This is a genomic window from Arachidicoccus ginsenosidivorans (genome assembly GCF_007971385.1).
Classification (GTDB): Bacteria; Bacteroidota; Bacteroidia; order Chitinophagales; family Chitinophagaceae; genus Arachidicoccus; species Arachidicoccus ginsenosidivorans.
On sequence record NZ_CP042434.1, the window covers coordinates 1803951 to 1825273 of the forward strand.

Below are 21323 nucleotides of genomic sequence, written 5' to 3' on the forward strand. Positions count from 1 at the left end.
TCATTATATAATCCACCAAATAAAACATTATTAATTTAAAAAATCTAATACAGCTGAATATCAATGTTTTAGATCATACAAAATACTAATCATAGCACTATATGATCAATTAAATGAAAAAGAAAACCAATTCAATAACAATTAAAACCAAAAGAAAATGGAAGAAAACTTCTTATCAGAATTACAACAATTGGAAATTGGGGACTTAAAAGGTAACCTATTCAAGGTCGAAGCGGGATTTCCAAAACAGGAACAGTATAAATCCAATAGGGTCAACAATACAATTCCATATTATATTCGGCTAAATAGCAAGAACGTCATTATTTTCCAAATAATTGATCTAGGTATCGGCTGCAGCGTCATTAGTGACTATATCTTTCACCAACCAATGGAACTATATTGCAATATACAATCTAAAGTTTTGGAACTATTTACAACACTATATGGCTCCATCTACTTTCATGTGGAACACGATAAAACTAGAGCAGCCCATAGTGGTTATTTCAATTTAATCGCTGCGCCTGCCATTTCCAACAGAGCTACGGTACCTGCTGGAAAAATACGAACCCTAGATACACACATTGACCCAAGTTATCTAGATTCACTTTGCCCAACCAATCCTGTTTTAAGGAAAATTATAGAAGCCAACAATAGTGGCAATAGGGCAACTTTACATGAAGATAATGGCCAAATGACCTTACATTCAGCCGTTCTTGCATATCAGTTCATTAACGCCGTGGACAAAAAAAATCCAATAATAGCAGAAAAGAAAAAACTATTTGAGCAGTGGTTTAAAAGCCTATTAAATCCTACAGGGATTACTATGGCAGCAAGCAAATTCACGCACGAAAAATTGGATCAATTGCACATCTGTTAGACCATATAAATGAATATATGGACACTAATTTTAAGATTACCGATCTAATATCGGAAAGTGCAAAAATCCACCAGCTTACACAAAACGACATAAATAGGGGTATTCAATTAATCTTTGGAAAGACCGCTGCCAAGTATATCAAAGATTGTAAAATGCTGGAAGCAAAAAGACTATTAGACCACGGTAAGTCAGAAAGTGAAGTAGCCAACTTGGTTGGATATGGCCATTTGACTCATTTTGTGCGTGATTTCAAACTATATTTTAAAATTTCTTTGAAGGAGTATAAAGCCCAATTGAAGAAAAATATTCCTAAATAATTATATTACAATAAATTACGAATTAGAAAGTGAAAATTGGTTACTAAAAAGGGTATTAATTGGTTAAATAGAGTATCCTTTTTGGTCATATGCTTTATTCTTTAGATCCCACCTTTGTATTGCAAGAGGAATTACAGAAAGTATTCATGATAGAATCTTTAAAGCTCCTCAGAAAAACAAAAGTGTACAGTAAAATTATGGATCTAAAATGCAATTTCATATTTCTGACATATTACAAAATAGGCTTTACCAGAAATTAACAAATATTCTTGGCATCATAGCCCTCCCTTTCTGGAAAGTGCCATCTAGCATAGGAGATAGCATTCAAGTTCCAGGAATTGCACCAAATGACAATCGCAAAACAGAACCAAGAACAAATATAAGAGATTTTACTGGCAAATCGGGATTCATCTGTAGAAAGGTCTTTACCCACCAATTATTAAATTCCGGGTAAAGGCCAACAAACAGCAGATCATTAACGATTCTAGGTCTTTCTAAGAACGGCTCGCGCTTAAAAGAAGCGAGGAATCAAATTTCATTAAATGTCAAAAAAAATGACATGAAAAAGTATTAAAATTCATCCTGCCTTTATTAGCAGTTATAATCACTGTGGCAGGTGTATGGGCTATGCGCAATACTAACCGCATGAGCCAAAATAGGATCCAAACTGAATACTATTACCATTATTCAGGTGACAATGCAGCATTAGCAGATTATAAAATACAAGGCAATTGGGAAAAAATTACAGATCCTGATGAACCTGGTTGTGGAACCACTGGAGATCTACCTTGTGTTGTAACTTCACCTCAAAGTAGTGTTCAAGCCTTCGTTTCTTCAATTCAAACAACAAACGATGTAGAAGGTAACGAAATCAGTACAAGAACCCTTTAAAAACAAAATGGAATAAAAATGAGAGGATGGCAATGCCATCCTCTTTATTTTATCTTGGATTTTGTTTTATATTGGAATGTTCTATAATGTATTGTGGTATTGCCATAGCATATCTTAAATCATTTGGGGGAAGTATATACTCTTTACTTCCAATAATTCTTTTAAGCGTAATATTGGCCCCTTCCTTATTATATCTTTTAATATCAATCCATCTTAAACCCCTAAACAGTAATTCTTTTAAACGTTCATCAAGAATCCATTTAAGAACCGTTTCCGCATTTGATGATTGCTTATTTTTATACGTCCCAACTAAATAACGATTTTTAAGCAATAAGTTTAGATCATTCAATGCCAATTGCGGTTCACCATTTCTAGCCAGGCATTCTGCTCGTATTAAATATAGTTCATCAGTCGCAATTCCACCAAACATATCAAAATTCTTATTATAATTCCCACAAAATTTATGAGAGCCATCACCATTGGGTTCAAAATATAAAGCTTTTCTCAAATCATTATTATCAAACATCCTATAAATAGAGGTATCAACCATATTATAAGGTCCGTAAGCCCCATATATGTCAGTTTCATAAATAACTTCCGGGCCAAACCTTGTAAATGGATAAGTTGCATTGGTATCCAATGTATTATAATCAATTAAGTAGTTAAATAACTCCAATGCCTTATTGGCATACAAATAAGCACTATCATACATTCTCATGGATAAATACACTCTGGCTAGCTCACCACAAGCGGCTGGCTTGGACGCACGAAAAACATGGACTGGCTTAACCGGAAGTAAATCAATTGATGCGCGCAAATCAGAAATAATTTGATTATAGGTATCCACCAAATTACTTCTAACAGAAGGCACATTAAAATCAGTTCCCAATCGCAACGGTATTCCCAATTTCTCTTTTGCGTTTTTAGCATCATAAGCCTCCGCCCAAACCATTGCAACTTCAAAAAAACACCTGCCCCTTAAAAAAAGGGCCTGCCCCTTTACATTGTCCCATTCAATCTCATTTGAAGCATCCTGTTTAATTTTAGGCAAAACTTCAATAATTGTGTTTGCTTTATAAACATTATCATACGACCCATTCCACGTATTAGCATTTCCAACAAATACATTGGTATCCGCCCATACATACATATTACGCCAAATATCAGTATAAAGGCTGTTAAACCGGCTTTCTGTTAAATAATATTCATCTCCACCTAACATTCCAGCCCCAACCCCTGTATTAACCGGAAGATATTCATCTAGTAACGCTTGTAAGTCAATGAGGGTACTTGGGACAGTCAAGCTTTTACTACTTTTGGCACCTAAATACTTTTGACAACCTTGCAGTAAAGTAATCCATATACTACACAACACAATAATATAGCAGCATTTCAAAAAATATGTATTTTCATAATAAAATAATTAAAATTGAATATTTAAACCAATAGAATAATTACGTGATGGCGGAATCTGCGTATCATTATAATCCGGATCAATTCCCCATTTGTTAGCTCGCCAAATTAACCCCAAATTATTAACAACAAAATAGATTTTAGCACTCAATCCATTCCTTTTCTTCGAGGAATTCAACTTAAATTCATAGCCAATATTTATATATTGAAATCTAATATTATCTCCCTTTTCAAATAAAGCTTCTGAAGCGTTATAAAATCTGTCCCTACCGCCAACATTTGGATAAACAAAAGATGGCACATCAGTTTTTAATTCATCACCAGGATTTTGCCAACGATCACCATAATCGGAATGCCCAGATAAATTATAAATTAATTGGCTATAATCAATGGAGGATTTCATAAAATAAAATCCAAATTCATATTTAATTCTAGCACTCAAAGAGAAGCCTTTCCAATAAAATGAATTTCCTAAAGTGCCAAAAATTTGCGGCATAGCAGGACCGGCATACTTCAAATCTTTAATTTTCGTCCCTGTACTTGTAATGCTATTATAATCTCTACTAATTTCACCATTTAAATAACCCAATGGATCACCCGTTTCGGGATCCAAACCGGCCCATCTATAACCCAATACCGAGTAAATAGGATAACCCACAAGACCATTATAACCTATGCCTCCTGTAATAAATCATCAGCTAAATCATCATCTAAATAAAATTTGGTTATTTTGTCTTTGTAAAAGTTTAAATTGAATTGAGTTTGCCATTTAAATACCCTGTCAATATTTTTAGTATTAATCTTAATATCCCAGCCACTGGCAATCATTGAAGCAACATTTTTAGTAATATTGGACACTTTTAAGCCAACTGTTCTATCCACATAATATGGCCCATATAAATTTCTCCCATTTTTCTTATAATATTCAACAGACCCCGTTAGCACATTGTCTTTTGAGGAAAAATCAAATCCAAGATTAAACATTCCATCCTCCTCCCATTTCAGATCAGGATTACTAAAATTTGTATATCTGGCCATGTATTCTTTTGTATATCTAGAGACACTATAAAGTCGAATCGTCGTTACTGCTGCTAAACTCAAATCAACATTCCCGCTAAAACCATAAGTTACCCTGAAATTTAAATAGGGAAATAAATCAGATTTATAAAACTTTTCATTGGAAATTTTCCATGCTGCACCAGCAGACCAAAGTGGCGTCCATCTATTATTAGTGGTGACACCAAATGCATTAGAAGCATCTCTTCTTCCACTTGCAGACAAAGTATATTTCCCTTTATAAGTATAGGAGCCATTTGCAAAAACGGAAATAAATCGATGCAAAGTTTCACTTACATTCGGCGCCCCTGGAATAAATGAAGTTATTCCAGAAGACAATAAAGGATAATAATTAATATAATCTACATCAACACTGCTAGCCATTTCGTCATTATAGCCATATAATGTATACATAGAAGAGGAGGTCTTGGTATTGCTTATTTCCCAACCAGCCAATACATTTAACTGATGTTCTTCCTTGTTCAAATCATAATTCAATTGCATTCTTCCATGATGAGAAATGATAACATTACTTGCCTCTGCTAATATTCCACCTTGAGGTATCACATAAGTAACACTATTATCAGCCCAATCAATCTGAGCATACTGATTAACCATATCTCTGGCATAATAGCTTTCCTTATCATACAAATTCCTATTGTCGATTTCTTGGCGCTCAAACTGATATTTAGCGTTAAATGTAAACCCAAATGGCAGGTGATAGGTTAAACCCAAATTACCAAGTAAGTCATTTGTACTTGAAGTGATATGATTGTATTGATAATCTGTTGCAGGATAAAAATGCCAATCATTTAATAGACCACCTCCTATTGTATCAACATAACTTTGACGATAGTCTAAATACATCGCATTCGGCTCTCCTTCTTGATTTAAAAGAGAAAAATAAGGTGGCATTACCGTATTTTTATATCTTAAAATCCCATATCCAGTCTTACCTTCATTACTGTGATTATATGTATATGTGAGGCCAGCATTCATTGATAAATCCTTTGTAACCTTAAAAGAATTAGAAGAATGCACCCTAACCTTATTATTTTTACCATCCAAATCACTCAGATCATTATCATAAGCAGCTGTAAACGAATAAGCTACTTTTTCCCCACCTCCATTTATATTTAAATTATATTGTTGATGCAAAGCATTTTGGTAAACCAGATTTCGATAATCATCCTTAACATTGTGATTCTTAAAGGTCTCTAACACTTTATTGGCTTGTTCGTCACTTATCCAGCCATTCCTACGTTTAAATAAAACTTCATAAACAGGCGTAAAAGGCGGATGATCATATGTCGCTGTATCATAAAAACGATATTCCTGATCGAACAAAAACTCCTCAAACTCGACCATATCCTTCGAGGACATAGTAGGCAAATAATTTAAATTAGGTCGCCCAGTCATCATTACATTCGAGGTAAAGTTTATTCGGTTCCTTGTATTAAATCTTCCTCTTTTAGTAGTTATTACGATCACTCCGTTCCCTGCCCGTGCGCCCCAAATTGAAGCTGCTGCAGCATCTTTCAAAACTGTAATACTTTCTACATCATTTGGATTAATATTACTAATATCACCATCATATGGAAAGTTATCAATGATAATTAAAGGGTCTTTTACTCCCTTTATAGTACTTAATCCGCGTACCGACATCTGCCCCTGTGTGTTTGACTTATAATTTACAGAAACACCATTGGCAATATATTGAAGACCATCTAATACATTTACTCTTACCTGTTCATTATAAAGCTTCTTGTCAATCAAATCAAATGAACCCGTCGACCGTTCTTTAGGTATCGTTTGATATCCTGTATTCACCTCTACCACATCCAGGGTATTTAATTCAGGTACCAAAACAATATTTATTATGGAATCTCTAGTTCCTACAAGAATGCGCTGAGTTCCAAATCCTACATGACTCACAATCAAGGTGTCTTTAACAGGTACCATTAATAAATAAGCACCATCCTTATCAGTAATTCCTGAAGATCTTGCAGATGAAGACCTTATACTTACGCCTGTAATTAATCGGTTGTCCTTTTCAGATGTCACACGTCCATTAATCCGAATCTTTTTTTGCTGAGCATTAGCCGATAAACAGGCTACCGCCATAACCAGTAAAATAATTTTTTTCATATAATGATTTATTTTCAATAGAAGTTTGTTGGTATTATTCTTAGGCTTACTTGTCCTTTATAACTAACATTTTCAATTTCCTCTTAGCAGGTGTTAATCGGTAACCATATAGTTTTAAAACTCCGGAAACGTCACTGGGATTATGAATATCCTCTCTATTAATTTTGATATTAACCATGGAAGTATCATTTGTTTCATTGATAACTATGGGCACAATTGGGCTCCCAAACATTTGATTATTCATGCTTTGAACCATAGCCTCAACCGTTTTATAGTTTGCAGGATTCTTTAATTTGTAATTCCTTATTGACACAGGATCGCTTACCCCTTCCTTTGTTAATATCCAACAATCCACTAAACGATTTTCAACCGATAAAGTATAACCGGTAAAAGTTGAGTATTGTCTAAGTAGCCAATCACTAGCCTTCTTTTTGCTCCATTTATTTGGATACTGGTATTCTACGCAATATCTGTTTTCTTTGCTCCATTCAAAAGTGGTAGGGTCATTTGCCACTAATTTGGTTGGATCCTTTACCATAATTATAATTCTGTTATTAGCATTCCAAAATCCAGCGGCGCGTTCAAATAATTTAAGTAGTGTATGATTAACTTTTGTAAAACGTTCAAATGTACCGCTGACATTTTTCCTCGTATATGCCATTTCGGGAATACCATCAATGGATTTAGAAAGAAAGAACTCACCTAATCCAATACTAACAGAATTTTCGCAAAGATTCTTAATCAAAGATTGATCGTAGTCATAATTAATCCAATCATTTTTAATTGGCAGATTTAATTTTTCACCATTTAATATGCTACCAATAGCCTCATAACTAATAAACTCTGGATAGGTAACAGCTATTACCCTTGAATCCTTTATTATTACTTCATGTGGAAGGTATTTATTAGGGAAGAGTTTACATAAACAACTATCCTCCACTATAAAAGGCAATTTAAATCCTTGGGCAATAGGTTTGGTTGCAAGCATCTTTTCAACCTTAGCTCTGGGCTCTCTGGAAACAATAAAAATTTCCAGCTTATCCCCAAACTTTCTTTTTAAAGAATCCATATGCGGAAATAAATTAATGCACGAACTACACCAGGTGGCAAAAAAGTCCAGGACTACCACTTTATCCTTCACCTTACTATATGGTATGGAAGTATAAGGTGCATTTATCACCTTGGTAAAAGTCATATCAGGAAATAAATCCCCCACTTTCAGCGGTTTAATCTGTTGGGCAATGCAATTTTGAGTTAGGGCCAGGCATAGGATGGCCATAACCATGACAAACATTTTCATGTGATAATTCAAATTAAAGTTTAATAACTATTAAGCAATCACTCATTTTGGTTGATGCGGATGATCCGGCAAATGGATCAACAGCATTATTATCAAGCATCAAGTAGGTCCACAAGGCATTTTAGAATATAGTAATCTAGCAATAATTGGCCTGTCTTCGTATAGATAACGTACAATCCTGCAAGTACTAGCCGCTTCAATGCACTTACTATATGTATTTAGAATAAAAAAATCCTGAAGATTTCTTTCATACGCAAAATCTTTTTTTAATAACTTATTCAATCTAATTAAGAAATCTTTTATGAATTTACTCAATTAGCAATAAAAGCAATATATAATTTAATGTATTGTAAGCAACTTATAAGCCAAACAATGCGAGAACTATTTTCACTCACTCAAAGATAGGAATATTATTTCTATTTATAACCATTTATTTCAGATTTATTTTCTTTTATTGCAGATTCTTGTACTATTTCAAATAACAAAATAGCCATTACTTTGTTATATGCAAGTAAATAAATTAGGAGATTTAATCAGAGAAAGGCTGGAAATCCTTGGAATAAAGCAAAAGGATCTGGCAAAAGAGCTAAACATTGATAGCCGAACAGTGACAAACATTTTAAATGCGACGTTCATGCAAACGGATAGATTGGAACGACTCTGTATTTATTTAAAATTCAACTTTTTTGAGTTTTTCACCAGGCCCGGCAGCCCTTTGGCAAAATATGGCCATCAGGCCTGCGAAGAGGTACGCAAGGAAAACGAAAGGCTTCAACAGCAGGTAACTGAGTTGCAAAAAGCGCTGACCGAGGCTCAGGAGACCATTACCCATCAGAAGAAATTAACTGATATCCTGTCGATGACGGTAGAAAAGCAAGAACAGTATCTTAAGGAGCAAAAAGAACGCAATAAAGGATCTTAGGTACAAAGTTGTCTTATTTTAATTGCCATCCAATTGTTGCTTATTTTTTGCATAATAAATAAGCCCCCGGAATTATATTTATATAATTTACCTAGGGGCTTAAAATTACCGGCGGCAATCGCCGCCGATAATAGCAGAGGTAGGTTATTATTCAATTACCTCTTTATGTAGCGCAGGGTGTTATTAAAATTAGGGCCTTTCACATCCCACCAGAGTCTGGTACCACCATTATCTTCTCCACCCAGCAAATTCTGGACGGCATCTTTTACAGCAGTTCCATCATCAGTAGCGTACTCGATGGAAGGATATGGGATACGACGAATTTGTTCCTCTGTGCTGATCTTACCACCACTATTATTATGGACGACAGGGAACAGTTTTGGATAACCCGTTCTGCGATAATCAGCCCATGCTTCCTGACCTTCAGGGAACATTGCCAGCCATTTTTGCGTAATAATCCTTTCCAACTGCACCTCTTTAGAAGCTGCGTCATCCCATTTAATGGTTATGGTACTGAGTGCCGGACTATTATTTTCAGCATTTTTGGGATCTGTATAGGCTGCCTGGGTGGATTTATTATCACTTAGGTAGCTACCAATAGTGACACCCCATTGATCCATGGAAGTTTTGACCCCAGTTTCATAGTCCTCCTTAATATCGCCGGCACCAGCCCAGCCTCTAAGGGCGGCTTCCGCTTTCAGGAACCAGCATTCAGCGGCCGTCATGATCAGTTGCGGTGCGGTTTGTGTAAAATTAACCTTGGTATTCAAAGAAGCGTAGTCTTCATACACCGCCTTGCCGCTAATGGCAATACCGACTCTGATTCCGGTATAGGTTCCTGCTACCTTCGGATCGGTCGCTGGCAACGCATAGGCTGCCGCCCGAGGATCCTTGTAACCTGTCAGGTAAGTACCCATAGCTGCACCCAGACGGTTGTCGCCCCAGGATTCCGTAATCTGCCATAGGTCATTGTTTCTGCCGCCACTTTGGTGGATCGCAGCGTCATCAGCAGGAGTCGAGAGGAGTCCAGCGGATTGAGCCAGCGCTTTTTCTCCCTGCTCCTTGGCCATCTGCGGATCTACTTTGGATACGCGCATGGCCAGTCTTAATCTTAGGGAATTCGCGAACTTGATCCATTTAGTAAAATCACCACCATAAATGACATCCCCATCTCCCAGGGAAGACTTACCTGGGTTTGCCGCCACATAGGCTGTCAGGTTAGCAACAGCTGTATCAATTTGCTTAAAGAAAGCCTCATATACAGTCTTTTGATCATCATAAGCAACGGATTTCAAGGAAGTTCCCGCCAGCGTATACGGAATAGGGCCGAACCGGTCAGTTACCCGATCCATCGCCTCTACCTGGATCAGCAGCGCAACACCCCATAGTTCGGGTAATTTTTCCCTGGCACCTGCTTCGGCAATCTTTTTAACGGGTGCCATTACAAGGGTAAATGGATCTTTAAAACCATTGACATTCCAGTTATCCGACATTGCATAGTTCAGATTATAATCAGCTGCAAATGGTGTCGGGCTCATCATATAACCACTATAGGCATCTGCACTCAGATTCTGGGCAGTCTGATAGTTGCTATAAATTGCCTGTTCAATTGGCCCAAATGCAGAAGGCAATATGGATAAGGTCTGCTCATCACTTAGGGCATATGGATTGGTATTATATTTTTCAAAATCTTTCGTACAGGAAGCAAAGGTCAATAGGAGACCAGAGAGCAGTACTAAAGCTTTCCCTGGACGTTTCATTTTATATATACTCGTATGTGTATTCATGATCTTTAATTTTTTCGTATTTAGCATTTGCATTAAAAGGTTAGATTAAGACTGAGTCCCATATAACGGGTGGCCGGTTGATTGAAAACATCAACGCCGGACAATCCATTACCGGTAGACATCGTCAGCTCAGGATCAAATGGCGCTTTTTTGTAGAAATAAATCAGGTTGCGACCAATTAAAGACGCCTTTATGCTATGGAAAAAACTGTTTTTAATAGGTAAACTGTAGCCTAAGGAAGCTTCACGCAACCGGACTACAGTAGCGCTATAAATATAAGGTTCAGAAATGCCTGAACGACCGCCAATGGCACCATACCAGGTCTGCGGATCGACTTTGGAAACCGCGTTTCCTGATCCGTCCACACCATTTACAGCGACATATCCCCGGTCTCTGGCATCTCCGGTTTCTTTGGATACCCCATACTGATCCAAAATCATCTGCGTCATGGACAACACCTGACCACCAAAACGACCATCTACCAAAAAGCTCAGTGTAAAGTCTTTATAAGTAAGGCTGTTGTTCCAACCAAGCTGGAAGGTCGGATTGGGATTCCCTATAAAACCAAATCCATTGCTTTCCGGACGGTAAGGATCAGCATCGGTACCACTTCCATTGAAGATAATCCGACCCTGATCATCCCTTTTAAAGACAATACCGGAGATATCTCCATAGGAACCACCTGTCTCTAAAATAGATTGATAAGAATTATTTCCATTACCTGTCAGGATAAATTGATTAATACCGTCTTTTCCATCCAGATCAATAATCTCATTTTTATTGCTGGCACCATTAAAACCAGTATTCCAGGTAAAGTCTTTATTTCTAATAACATCTCCGCTTATTGTAAATTCAATACCTGTATTCTGGATATTGCCGGCATTGACATACGCTGTTGAGATTAAAGAAGAAATTGCGGGCTGAATGGGGATATATTGATTTTTGGTATTGGTCTTATAATATGTTACACTCAGGTTTAGGCGGTCTTTGAAAAAACGCCAATCAGTACCAAACTCAAAGGAATTGGTCTTCTCGGGTTTCAGATCCGTAAAGGCTGCTGCCGTATTAAACTGCAATTGACCAGAACTGTTTTGTGTATTCTGGACTTTGGTCAGATAAGGAGGTACGGTATTACCGACCTGTGCATAAGTACCTCTGATCTTTCCATAATCCACATATGCTGGCATTTTCAATACCTGAGAAATGACCAGAGATAACCCTGCAGAAGGATAGAAATAAGAAAAATTAGGTGTATAGGACAGATTGGATGACCAGTCATTTCTGCCAGTCAGGGTTAAAAATACCCAGTTATCATAGGATAAATTGGCATTGGCAAAAATAGACTGTAACTGACTGTGATTAGGAGTCACTGGCATGGCATCGCTCAGTGACTTTGTCGTTGTGCCCGGTTGACTCACAATGATATTAGCGGTAGAGAAAAAATCTCGGGTGGATAATTCTCCTGCCACTCCGGTACCCTCTAGTTTCTGGTCAGTGATGCTGGCCCCTACAATACCGCCGACTTTAAATCTGGCAGCATCATTTGGATCATTAATGGTTACAATAACATCCCCATACTTCTGGGTATAGGTCTGATTACTTAGATTCATATACCCGTTACCATTGGCATCAAATACCTTACTGGTACCTGAATAACGATCATTTTCAAAACGGTCAGAAGTGCGGTCTACATTACCCCTTAACTGGATATTGAGCCATTTGGTAAAATCGTACTTAACATTTCCACTCAGGATAATGCGGTTTCTGTTAGCTACACTGATATCCTTATTCAGGACCCACCAGGGATTCTGTTCAATATCTGCGATTTCTGGCCAGTTTTGCCTGGCTTCGCCAATAGAATCAGGATTCAGATACCCGTTTTTAAATGGAGAAATATCTACTCCTCTGGGGAAAAGATATAAACCGGTCAGTGGATTCAGGTATAAACCCAGCGCCGGGCTATTATTTATTTTCTGACTGACAAACATCATATTACCATCGACGGTTAATTTGTCATTTAGAAAATGTCCGGTTTCTCTCAGGTTAAAGTTATTACGGGAGAGTTTATTACCAGGTTCAGTGCCTCTGGCAGTGACATTGGCATAAGAAATATAGGTTTGCGCCTTATCTGATCCGGCAGAAAAGCTGATTGAATTGGTCGCATTTGTGCCATTTTGATAAAACTGATCCAGGTTATTTGAAGCAGCCCCTGAAATTTTTGCGCCCCAGCTCTGAAAACCATCTCCATCTGTCGGGCCGTAATGATTCTGAAATTTAGGCTGATAAGCAATATGGTCGACAGAAAAACTACTATTGATCTGTACGACAGCATGGCCTGCTTTCCCTTTTTTGGTGGTAATCAAAATAACACCGTTTTGCGCCTGGCTACCATATAGGGCAGCTGCGGAGGCTCCTTCCAATACAGAAATGCTCTCAATATCTTCTGGATTCAGGTTGGAGATACCATCCCCGCCATCAGGACCGCCGCCAAAAGTACCATTTTGCTGACCATTGGCATTTGCCGAGTTGGTAATAGGCACACCATCAATTACATATAATGGTTGGTTATTCCCATTAGCCGAACGACTACCCCTTAAGATTACCTTTGCTGAACCACCCACGCCGGAGGCGCTGGGAGAGATCGTAAGGCCAGCCACTTTGCCGTTCAGGGAATTCATCATATTATCTGTCTTCACCGTATTGAGCTGTTCACTGCTCACACTTTGTACATTGTAAGACAATGACTTCTGCGTTTGCTTTACACCGAGGGCCGTTACTACCAAATCCTGCAGACCTGATCCGGCCAGCGGTTGCATCGCAATATCCAGCGTTGTTTTACCGGCCACGGACACCTCCTGAGACTGATACCCGACATAACTGATAACTAATATGGCATCATCTGGCACTTCAAGTGAAAACTGACCGTTATCGTTTGTGATAGCGCCCTTGTTAGAACCCTTTATCTGAACACTGACACCAGAAAGTGGTTGTCCGGTTTCATTTTTAATCGTACCCGACACTTTTTTAATCTGTGCCTCTGCCATGGACCTGGAGATAATAATCACCCTGTTATCCAGCATTTTGTAATTAAGCCTTGTGCCGGCAAATAAATTACTTAGAAGATCGTCCAATGGGATATTTTTCTCCTTTAAATTGACCAAGGTGTTTTCAGGCAATTGATTGTCACTATAAAAGAAACGACAATTAGCCTTATGCTCAATATCAGACAATGCCTCCTTTATGGTGGCATTTTTAAATTTCACCGACAATTTCTGGGAATATGTTTTGGCCGACACTTGTAAACAGGTCACCAATAATAAAAACACGCTGAGCTTCATGTAGAGAATTACTTTTAGATGGGATTTCCCGGCAGGATACCCCCTATGAAACGAACATTTTTTCATACTTTCGATAAGTTTTTAATGTTAATTGAAAATGGTGTGCGCCTGTCAAGGGCGTCCACAAGCAGGTAGTTTGCAGCTACCTGTGTACGGGGAATGGGTCCAAACATTCCTCGTACTTTTTTTACCGGTTTAAGTTTCGTTGGTTCAGAAAGGTACAGGGTCCTGTAGCCACAGTAATTTTTTCATTTTTTCAAACAGTTTACAGATTAAATAATACTTAAGGGTTCTTCTTTTAGGTTTTCCTTGTCATTAATAAATACGTACTTGCCGCCCCCGAATCTCAAATTGGAAAGGCTGGATCATTTGTAATTCACTGAGCGCTTCCTGAATATTCTCTTCCTTAAAGATTCCGGAAAATATATAGTTGCCTACTTCTGGGTTTGTAATATTTATTTGGACATCATACCACCGGTCCATATTTTTGGCCAGTTCATTAAAAGTCTCTGCGCTAAAGGCCAATTGATGTTGCATCCAGGCGGTTTCCAGTACAATGGAGTCCCCTTTTGATTTAATTTTTGGCTTTAATGGCGCAATATAAAAGCCGGTAGCAGCAAGTGCTCCTGGCCCACCTATTCGATTCTCAATAGAATCCAACCGCAGTCCTTTTTGCTTCAGGTCACCAGCATCGGCACTAGTGCTAAACTTCCCCTGTTTCAAGATCTTTGTATCAAAAACAACTTTTTCATTGGGTTTTAACCGGATCATTTTTTCAGGATGGTTTTTAAGATAAACCTCAACTGAGCCATTGAGCAAACTGGTTTCCATTTTATCTTCATCCTCATAGGCCTTCACATTAAACTGAGTACCCAGATCCTTGATATCAAGATATTCGGTATGAATAATAAAAGTACGGTTCGGATCATGTCGGATATCAAAGAAGGCTTCTCCCTTTAAGGTTATTTCCTTAACTGGCGCATTCGTAAAATATTTATTATAAGTGAGTTGGCTACCGCTATTGAGCCATACCTTACTTCCATCCGGCAGACTAATTTGTTTTTGATCTCCATTATGAACAATCACCACAATCTGTTCATTGTCGTTACCGGGATTATTTTGGTGCTTAAAAAAGAGACTCAGACAAATGGCCAGCAGCGCGACCGCTGCTGCACTTAGCCAGGCGCCCTTACGTAGATACCATTTGGGACGGATAGCTATTTCAGGATCATAAAGACTTTCTGTCGTCTGGTTGGGCATTGATTGTTCTTTTGCCTGCTCACCCACAGCCTGTAGTCGGATGAGTTGATTTTGCCAATAAGCAGCACTGTCTGGTCCTTTTTCCAGGGCAAGTTTTTTCCAATAATCTTTTAACATGGCATATGTTGCCAGTGCCTCCTGATTGAGTGGATCTGCCTGTAAGCTTTCCAGCTCGGGTGCCTCCTCATTTGAAAGTTCCCCATGCTCCTGCTTACTGAGTAAGGTCCAAAGTCTGACTGTCTTATCGTTATCCATCATTTTCTTTGTCGCTAGTTATATCCTATTTATATCTTCATCGCAGGACCAGCATGTATCTGATAGCGCTGGCCTTCACTATAACATAATGACAAGGAGAATTAACAAAACCCCTAAAAATGCAAAAATATTTTAAGGATTTCGCTTTAGAAAAGAATAAGATTTTAATTTCCAGAGAATTATAAAATAAAAAAGCCTGGTTTAGTCCAAGGCTTGATGGAGTTTTTTAAAGGCAATCGCCATCTGTGATTCCACTGTTTTAACAGAAATGCTTAATAAATCAGCCACTTCCTTATATTTCAATCCATCTTCTTTGACAAGTTGGTAAATCAACTTGCATTTGGCTGGCAGTTGCCCAATTGCTGCGGTGATCTTTTGACTTAATTCGGCATATTCAATTAAAGCTTCAGGATCCAGCTCCGCTGATTTTAGCTGGGGACTGGCACTATCCCAAAAGTCTTCCCCCAACTCGGAAAGCTGGGTGACCCCTAATTTTTTACTTTTAAGATAATTAATAGCCCTGTTACGAGTACTGGTAAATAGATATAAACGCAAATCATGTACACTGCTTAATTCATACCTTTTTTGCCAGATCTGAATCAAGACGTCTGCCACGACCTCTTCAGCCAGAACAATACTATGAACAATAGACACAGCAAAGCGCAGCAGATCTCCAAATACCATATGAAAGATAGCTTCATAGGCTCCCAGACCATCCGGACCGTCTAATGCCGCTTGATGTTGATCCAACCTCTTTTTTCAATCATTGCAGGAAGATTGCCTAAAATCATGGGCAAAGTACAAACAATTGTTCTTTAGGAAAAATGCAATTCCAAATCTGTCGAACCAAATGATACACAACGCCGCATTATCAAAAATTCCACCTTTTCAATAAGTATTACTTATAAAAAATAATAGACAGCATCCAATCTTTACCTGGCCTTCCAAAATATAAAATATTCAGCTGATTATAAACAAGTTATAATTCACCTATATTTTAATGTAAATAATTGGATAATTGCTGGATTTGGTCCGTATTAATATAATCTACACCCAGCTTTTCCATTAATTTCCAGGCAGCCGGATTATCCGGTGCATTCCAAAACCGGATCTTTTTCCCCGCTTTATGGGCCGTCTCTACCGTCTTTAACAATTTTTGATAATCCTTAGTATTCATAGAACCTGTTCCATTCCAGCTTGAATAATGCGCAAAATTATCACTTAGCATATAAATTCTTTTCAGGGCCGAAGCGCTATAGCTTCTGCCCGGAACCCCATCAAAATAAAAAGCGCCTGTGGCGCCTGCCACTTTCTGGTCGCTTGGGATATTGCCCGTAAATGTAAAACGAAGATGTCTACTACTGGCCAAAGACTTATAAGATTCAATAAGTTGCACCGCCTTGCTGTAGGCCGGGCTATCCTTAGCGTCCTTTAAATCAATTAGAAGCTCCAATTGGTCTTGATGATTTTTATAGGGATAACCCTTATTTTGCCTGACTTTCTGGGCTAGCGGCGCCAAATACATAGCCGCTAAGGTTCTGGTCTTGTCAATATCTTTTTTGTTATGCGCAACCAGTAGCTGCCCATCCACCAAATAAATATCTGCCTCCATAGAACCAAACCCCGCATTATAGGCCTCACTAAAAAAATGCTTTTGTGCGTAATCATTATGCGAATGCGCGTTTTGGACAGTATATCCCGGCTTGGCATCCACCTTATGGGTTTGGCTGTTATGGCTGCTGCCACATCCCGCCAGTAGTAGTCCTCCAAAAAATAAAAACAATTGCCTTTTGGTCCATTTAAGAAAGTTCATCATTGCTCTTTTTGGCTGTAGGCTGACTCCTCTGGGCGTCTTTTGACCGTCCCTGTGGTACGAACCCTTGTTTAATTGCATAGTATAGCAAAGAATTTAATTTGATCCGACCATCGCCGTTCTTATAACAATAATAAAACATGGCTCTGGATGCCTGTTCATCATAGTGACTGCCGTCCATGGCACAAAGAGCCAGGTAATAATCCAGGCCAATTTTATAGGTAAAGGCCTCTGCTAATGCATAGGCCACCCGGTACCACTGTTCATAAGTAGCCGTGATACTCCCCTTATTTTTTCTCAAATAATCAATCACCGCTTCCAGTTCTCTTTTCTCTTCCGGCTGGTTTTTAAATTGTAACAGCCTTTTATCCTCCCGCATTTCTTGTCCAAATGATTCATGCGGCCCATGATTTCTGGCTGCTGGTCTGCTTGCTATATTAGATTGGACACTAAGATCCATTGCAGCTATTACAAATGGGCTGATCTTCTGCTTAATGACCAGATCTGGATCACTGGAAAGAAAACAAAGCCGGGTAATATCACATCCACTTTCATCAAGTTCCAGTGCATACTGATCATAAAAATATTGGGCTATTTTCTGAAAAGCCTTTTTATGGGTAGCCGCAATGGTGTTCTTTTTCACCAAAAAGCTATATTCCAGTGCAACCAACCCTTTAAAACCTTTCCCAGAGGGTGAGCGCCAATAGGAGAATACATAGGGATCTTCTTGCAGTATTGCAGCCGTTGTATCCAGCATATCTACATCCAGCTTGTCGATATCCAGCACTAAAACATAATTATAGTTTTTCAGGGTCTCTGTTTTACGCTGATGATCAAAACAGCCACAAAAAGTAACAGCCGGCAGACTGCGTTTATACATAGAAAAGGATTCCATATCTCCATTTATAAGAAAACGCCGGATATCCGCTACTTCGGTTTCCAATGTTCCCTCCTGAATAATACTTAATGCCTCATTAATGCTGATTTCTGTTTCAATGGGGAGCCAGATTTTATTTTGTAGACTTACGGGCAGTGACAAAAGGTGTTTCGTGTCCATATATTATTAATGAAACTATATATTAAATATTACGATTTGCAAGTTCAGAACCGCCACTTTTAACAGCCGGCAGCCTTTAAATATATTTTTATTGTCAAATCATACCAGATTCGTTACCAGATTACATGAGGAAAGGTATTGCAATTTGAAGGGACAGCCAAAATCGCTGCTTACATTTAAACCTTAAAACGGACTTTTGCTGTTAAAATTAGCTATTTATGGACACGATCTACCGGCAAATCGGTAATTTTACGGTTTGCGGGTATTATGCCTGTTTTCCACAAAAACATTAAAAAAACAGACAGATAAGATAAAGAGCGGTAAAGCAAACACAACATGACCTATATTCCACTTAAAAAAATTCTTTTAAATGCAGCCTGGGGTTTTCTGCTAATATTTCTTTTGCCGGCTTTCAGTAGTCAGGCAGGCGCCTTGGCGCAACAAGAGCGCCAGGCAGCTGAACAACTGCAGCAGGAAAGCTGGACAACAGCTGATTTGCTGGCCCCGGCTGATTTGGCGCGTACTTTAGAAACCGGTGCCCAAAATGAGCTGCCGCTTATTTTGAGTATCGGCCCGGCTGCCCTGATCAAAGGATCAGTCGATATTGGGCCGGCCTCTGAAAAAGAACATCTGGAAAAGTTAAAACAACAATTACAAAATCTGCCCAGAGACAAACAGATCGTCATTTATTGTGGCTGTTGCCCCTTTGCACATTGTCCAAATGTCCGGCCAGCCTTTAAATTGCTAAAAGAAATGCATTTTACCAAAGCCAAACTATTAAATCTGTCGCACAATATTCGTACAGACTGGATGGACAAAGGCTATCCAACCAACCAGTAATTCGGGAAATCATGCACACAACCTCCCATTAAAATTGCGTACTTTTGCACTGGTGCCCACTTAGATCGGCCAAATTACCGATCAAAAAGGACGGGCGTCCCCTGATAACAATGTGATACAAAATACTTATCAGTCCAGATCATCAACATATCAATTAAAATTATCATAAGGGCATATGTAATGTCCTAGTTCACTATGAAATCATCTGCTTCTAAATCTCTATTTTGGGGAACCTCTGTAGCATTATCCTGGACCTGGGGACTCGGGCTCTTCTTCGCTGTTCAATTTACCTTCCAGTTTGGCTTAACTGGTCTGCTTTCCTTTGCCATCCCCAATGCCATCGGGCTATTTCTTTTTGGCGCGGGAACCGCTTATATTGCCAAAAAGGCAAAACCCGGGCAATCCTTAGAAAGTATTTTTCAAAAATGGTCTTCCAGCATCTCCTCCGTTTTTCTGTTCTACCAGTTTATTGCCTTATCACTGACCATATTTGCGCTCACTCGTTATCTTTTCCAGGCGTTGGATTTGTCTAATCCGATCTTATTATTATTATTTGTCGTTATTGCTCTTTTGGCCATAGCTTTTTTACTGGGAGAACAGTTTGGTATCAAAAAAATCAAATACAGTCACGCATTTTTCTATCTTATTCTAATTATACTGGGAATTTATATCTGGACGACAAAAAACAGCATATCCCCGCTGGATTTAAATACAGCCGCCCCTAAAAACGACCTCAATTTCTGGGGATATTTAATCCCTGTTTGTGTGGGATTCTTTACCGGGCCCTGGTTGGATTTGCAGCAGTGGCAAAGAGCCATTGAGATGCATAAGGAAAAGACCTCCATTACTGGCAGCTACTTAGTCGGGGCAATTTTATTCTTCGCGATCCTGTTATTCCATGGCAATCTGACACTTTGGGCCATGGAGCATGGGGCGGGCAGTTATGCCAGAAAAGGGATAGACGGCATCTATTATGCGCAGGACATGATCACCAGGTTATTTTCACAAAATGGCACCCATGCCACAGGCTGGCTGCCGCTGGCGTATTTTGCGTTTCTGGTTATTTGTATCATCACCACCCTTGACAGTGGATATATTGCGGTCAAATGGCATTTACAACAACATGTAAAGGAAGGTAAAAATATGTTGTATTCCATTTTACCTAAAAGCCTGTTGACTTCTCCGATACCATTATTTGTGGCTTGCGCTGTAACGGCCCTTATCGCCATTGAAGTCAATCTGGAACTGGAATACTTTATGGTTTTCTATGCAACCTATTTTGTAACCTATGCCATAATGCTTATAATCAGCACCTTAGGAGAAAGAACTCTTACTACGCAGCTACCCAAAACAAAAATATTTGCCATCAGTTGCCTCTCACTTGTCCTTGCAGGACTTGGTTACATTCATATGGAACCAGCCCTTTTAATCGCTGGCACCCTGATCCCTGTATTGACCAGCGGTTGGCTGGCAACAAGAAAAACAGTAATCCCTGCACAGGTAAACAAGGAGCAGCCTGCTGATGCGTCAAGCCACCCTTCGGCCGCAATCGACACGCTGGAAATGCCCTCTATCACAGCTGCCACCTCCTCCGTCCCTGGTGCGGATAATATTGCCAGTGAGTATGTGCAGGATAAATGGTATGTACATGCATTCAGGGCCACCTATGGCGATACAAACTCAGTCGGGAATGTCTATTTTGGTATGTATGCCATGTGGGTGGGTAAAACCAGAGAGCTGTTCTTTAATTACTGCCTCCCTGATTTTGATTTAAAGAAAACAGCTTTTTTAATCCTGACCAGGTCTTTTGAACACAAATTTGCCTTGGAGGCCAGGGAATTTGATATTATTAAAGTAAAGATCAGGGTAAAAAACTTTAACCGCAAATTTGCCACTCTGGAACACCTCATTGTAGATCACAAAGAAAGATTGTTGGGCAAAGGCACACAGTCGCTACTATTTGTAAAGACAGATACTTATGAGCAAATCGATATTCCAGGCGAAGTACTAGCAGCCTTTACACCCTTTACAACTTAAGACTACTTAACG

Annotated in this window: 15 protein-coding genes and 1 pseudogene; 6 read left to right on the top strand and 10 right to left on the bottom strand. The window is 38.8% G+C overall.

Features of this window, described 5'->3' with window-relative positions; translation table 11 throughout:
* Positions 1-157: 157 nt before the first annotated feature.
* The 3 genes and pseudogenes from FSB73_RS07425 to FSB73_RS07435 form a co-directional block, all read left to right on the top strand.
* A complete protein-coding gene (locus FSB73_RS07425) occupies positions 158-877 on the top strand; it encodes a hypothetical protein (RefSeq protein WP_146780902.1) in 720 nt (239 codons plus the stop codon).
* 17 nt (positions 878-894) lie between these two features.
* Positions 895-1194: a helix-turn-helix domain-containing protein gene (locus tag FSB73_RS07430; RefSeq protein ID WP_146780903.1), complete on the top strand. Its 300-nt coding sequence runs from the start codon at positions 895-897 to the stop codon at positions 1192-1194.
* Positions 1195-1770: 576 nt separating this feature from the next.
* A pseudogene (locus FSB73_RS07435) lies at positions 1771-2085 on the top strand (hypothetical protein); the annotation flags it as partial.
* Positions 2086-2134: 49 nt separating this feature from the next.
* Here FSB73_RS07435 and FSB73_RS07440 read toward each other — a convergent pair.
* Genes FSB73_RS07440 through FSB73_RS07455 form a run of 4 tightly spaced genes read right to left on the bottom strand, consistent with a single transcriptional unit; the run spans position 2135 to position 8002 of the window.
* Positions 2135-3460 carry a RagB/SusD family nutrient uptake outer membrane protein gene (locus FSB73_RS07440; protein ID WP_158639454.1) on the bottom strand — a complete coding sequence of 442 codons (1326 nt, stop codon included), beginning with the start codon at positions 3458-3460 and terminating at the stop codon, positions 2135-2137.
* A gap of 48 nt (positions 3461-3508) precedes the next feature.
* Entirely contained in the window at positions 3509-4111 is a 603-nt protein-coding gene (locus FSB73_RS07445; RefSeq protein WP_146780906.1) for a hypothetical protein, read from the bottom strand.
* A gap of 59 nt (positions 4112-4170) precedes the next feature.
* Positions 4171-6702: a SusC/RagA family TonB-linked outer membrane protein gene (locus tag FSB73_RS07450; protein ID WP_146780907.1), complete on the bottom strand. Its 2532-nt coding sequence runs from the start codon at positions 6700-6702 to the stop codon at positions 4171-4173.
* A gap of 46 nt (positions 6703-6748) precedes the next feature.
* On the bottom strand, positions 6749-8002 hold the full coding sequence (locus tag FSB73_RS07455; RefSeq protein WP_146780908.1) for a TlpA family protein disulfide reductase: 1254 nt from the start codon (positions 8000-8002) through the stop codon (positions 6749-6751).
* Between the two features lie 505 nt (positions 8003-8507).
* Here FSB73_RS07455 and FSB73_RS07460 point away from each other — a divergent pair.
* Positions 8508-8924 (top strand): helix-turn-helix domain-containing protein, encoded by a 417-nt coding sequence (locus FSB73_RS07460; protein ID WP_146780909.1) that lies wholly within the window; start codon positions 8508-8510, stop codon positions 8922-8924.
* A gap of 155 nt (positions 8925-9079) precedes the next feature.
* Here FSB73_RS07460 and FSB73_RS07465 read toward each other — a convergent pair whose 3' ends face one another.
* The 6 genes from FSB73_RS07465 to FSB73_RS07490 form a co-directional block, all read right to left on the bottom strand.
* A complete protein-coding gene (locus FSB73_RS07465) occupies positions 9080-10711 on the bottom strand; it encodes a SusD/RagB family nutrient-binding outer membrane lipoprotein (protein WP_146780910.1) in 1632 nt (543 codons plus the stop codon).
* 32 nt (positions 10712-10743) lie between these two features.
* Positions 10744-14115, bottom strand: a complete 3372-nt coding sequence (locus FSB73_RS07470; RefSeq protein ID WP_225974582.1) for a SusC/RagA family TonB-linked outer membrane protein — start codon at positions 14113-14115, stop codon at positions 10744-10746.
* A gap of 249 nt (positions 14116-14364) precedes the next feature.
* Complete coding sequence (locus FSB73_RS07475; protein WP_146780911.1) at positions 14365-15567, bottom strand: FecR family protein; 1203 nt, start codon at positions 15565-15567, stop codon at positions 14365-14367.
* Positions 15568-15765: 198 nt separating this feature from the next.
* Positions 15766-16314, bottom strand: coding sequence for an RNA polymerase sigma-70 factor (locus FSB73_RS07480; protein ID WP_146780912.1), 549 nt, complete (start codon positions 16312-16314; stop codon positions 15766-15768).
* Positions 16315-16561: 247 nt separating this feature from the next.
* Positions 16562-17380: a PI-PLC domain-containing protein gene (locus FSB73_RS07485; RefSeq protein WP_158639455.1), complete on the bottom strand. Its 819-nt coding sequence runs from the start codon at positions 17378-17380 to the stop codon at positions 16562-16564.
* A complete protein-coding gene (locus tag FSB73_RS07490) occupies positions 17364-18434 on the bottom strand; it encodes a BT4734/BF3469 family protein (RefSeq protein ID WP_146780914.1) in 1071 nt (356 codons plus the stop codon). The genes FSB73_RS07485 and FSB73_RS07490 overlap by 17 nt, the downstream gene beginning before the upstream one ends.
* 336 nt (positions 18435-18770) lie before the next feature.
* Between FSB73_RS07490 and FSB73_RS07495 the strand changes: the two genes are divergently transcribed.
* Together FSB73_RS07495 and FSB73_RS07500 are read left to right on the top strand one after the other, a co-directional pair.
* On the top strand, positions 18771-19274 hold the full coding sequence (locus FSB73_RS07495) for a rhodanese-like domain-containing protein (RefSeq protein WP_146780915.1): 504 nt from the start codon (positions 18771-18773) through the stop codon (positions 19272-19274).
* A 195-nt stretch (positions 19275-19469) separates the two neighbouring features.
* Entirely contained in the window at positions 19470-21311 is a 1842-nt protein-coding gene (locus tag FSB73_RS07500; RefSeq protein WP_146780916.1) for an acyl-CoA thioesterase, read from the top strand.
* Positions 21312-21323: the final 12 nt, after the last annotated feature.

What these genes read in the sequence shown, in the direction of transcription:
- FSB73_RS07425 (WP_146780902.1), top strand. Translation starts at nt 158, where the DNA reads ATGGAAGAAAACTTCTTATCAGAATTACAACAATTGGAAATTGGGGAC.
- FSB73_RS07430 (WP_146780903.1), top strand. Translation starts at nt 895, where the DNA reads ATGGACACTAATTTTAAGATTACCGATCTAATATCGGAAAGTGCAAAA.
- FSB73_RS07450 (WP_146780907.1), bottom strand. Translation starts at nt 6,702, where the DNA reads ATGAAAAAAATTATTTTACTGGTTATGGCGGTAGCCTGTTTATCGGCT.
- FSB73_RS07455 (WP_146780908.1), bottom strand. Translation starts at nt 8,002, where the DNA reads ATGAAAATGTTTGTCATGGTTATGGCCATCCTATGCCTGGCCCTAACT.
- FSB73_RS07460 (WP_146780909.1), top strand. Translation starts at nt 8,508, where the DNA reads ATGCAAGTAAATAAATTAGGAGATTTAATCAGAGAAAGGCTGGAAATC.
- FSB73_RS07465 (WP_146780910.1), bottom strand. Translation starts at nt 10,711, where the DNA reads ATGAATACACATACGAGTATATATAAAATGAAACGTCCAGGGAAAGCT.
- FSB73_RS07470 (WP_225974582.1), bottom strand. Translation starts at nt 14,115, where the DNA reads ATGAAAAAATGTTCGTTTCATAGGGGGTATCCTGCCGGGAAATCCCAT.
- FSB73_RS07475 (WP_146780911.1), bottom strand. Translation starts at nt 15,567, where the DNA reads ATGATGGATAACGATAAGACAGTCAGACTTTGGACCTTACTCAGTAAG.
- FSB73_RS07485 (WP_158639455.1), bottom strand. Translation starts at nt 17,380, where the DNA reads ATGATGAACTTTCTTAAATGGACCAAAAGGCAATTGTTTTTATTTTTT.
- FSB73_RS07490 (WP_146780914.1), bottom strand. Translation starts at nt 18,434, where the DNA reads ATGGACACGAAACACCTTTTGTCACTGCCCGTAAGTCTACAAAATAAA.
- FSB73_RS07495 (WP_146780915.1), top strand. Translation starts at nt 18,771, where the DNA reads ATGACCTATATTCCACTTAAAAAAATTCTTTTAAATGCAGCCTGGGGT.
- FSB73_RS07500 (WP_146780916.1), top strand. Translation starts at nt 19,470, where the DNA reads ATGAAATCATCTGCTTCTAAATCTCTATTTTGGGGAACCTCTGTAGCA.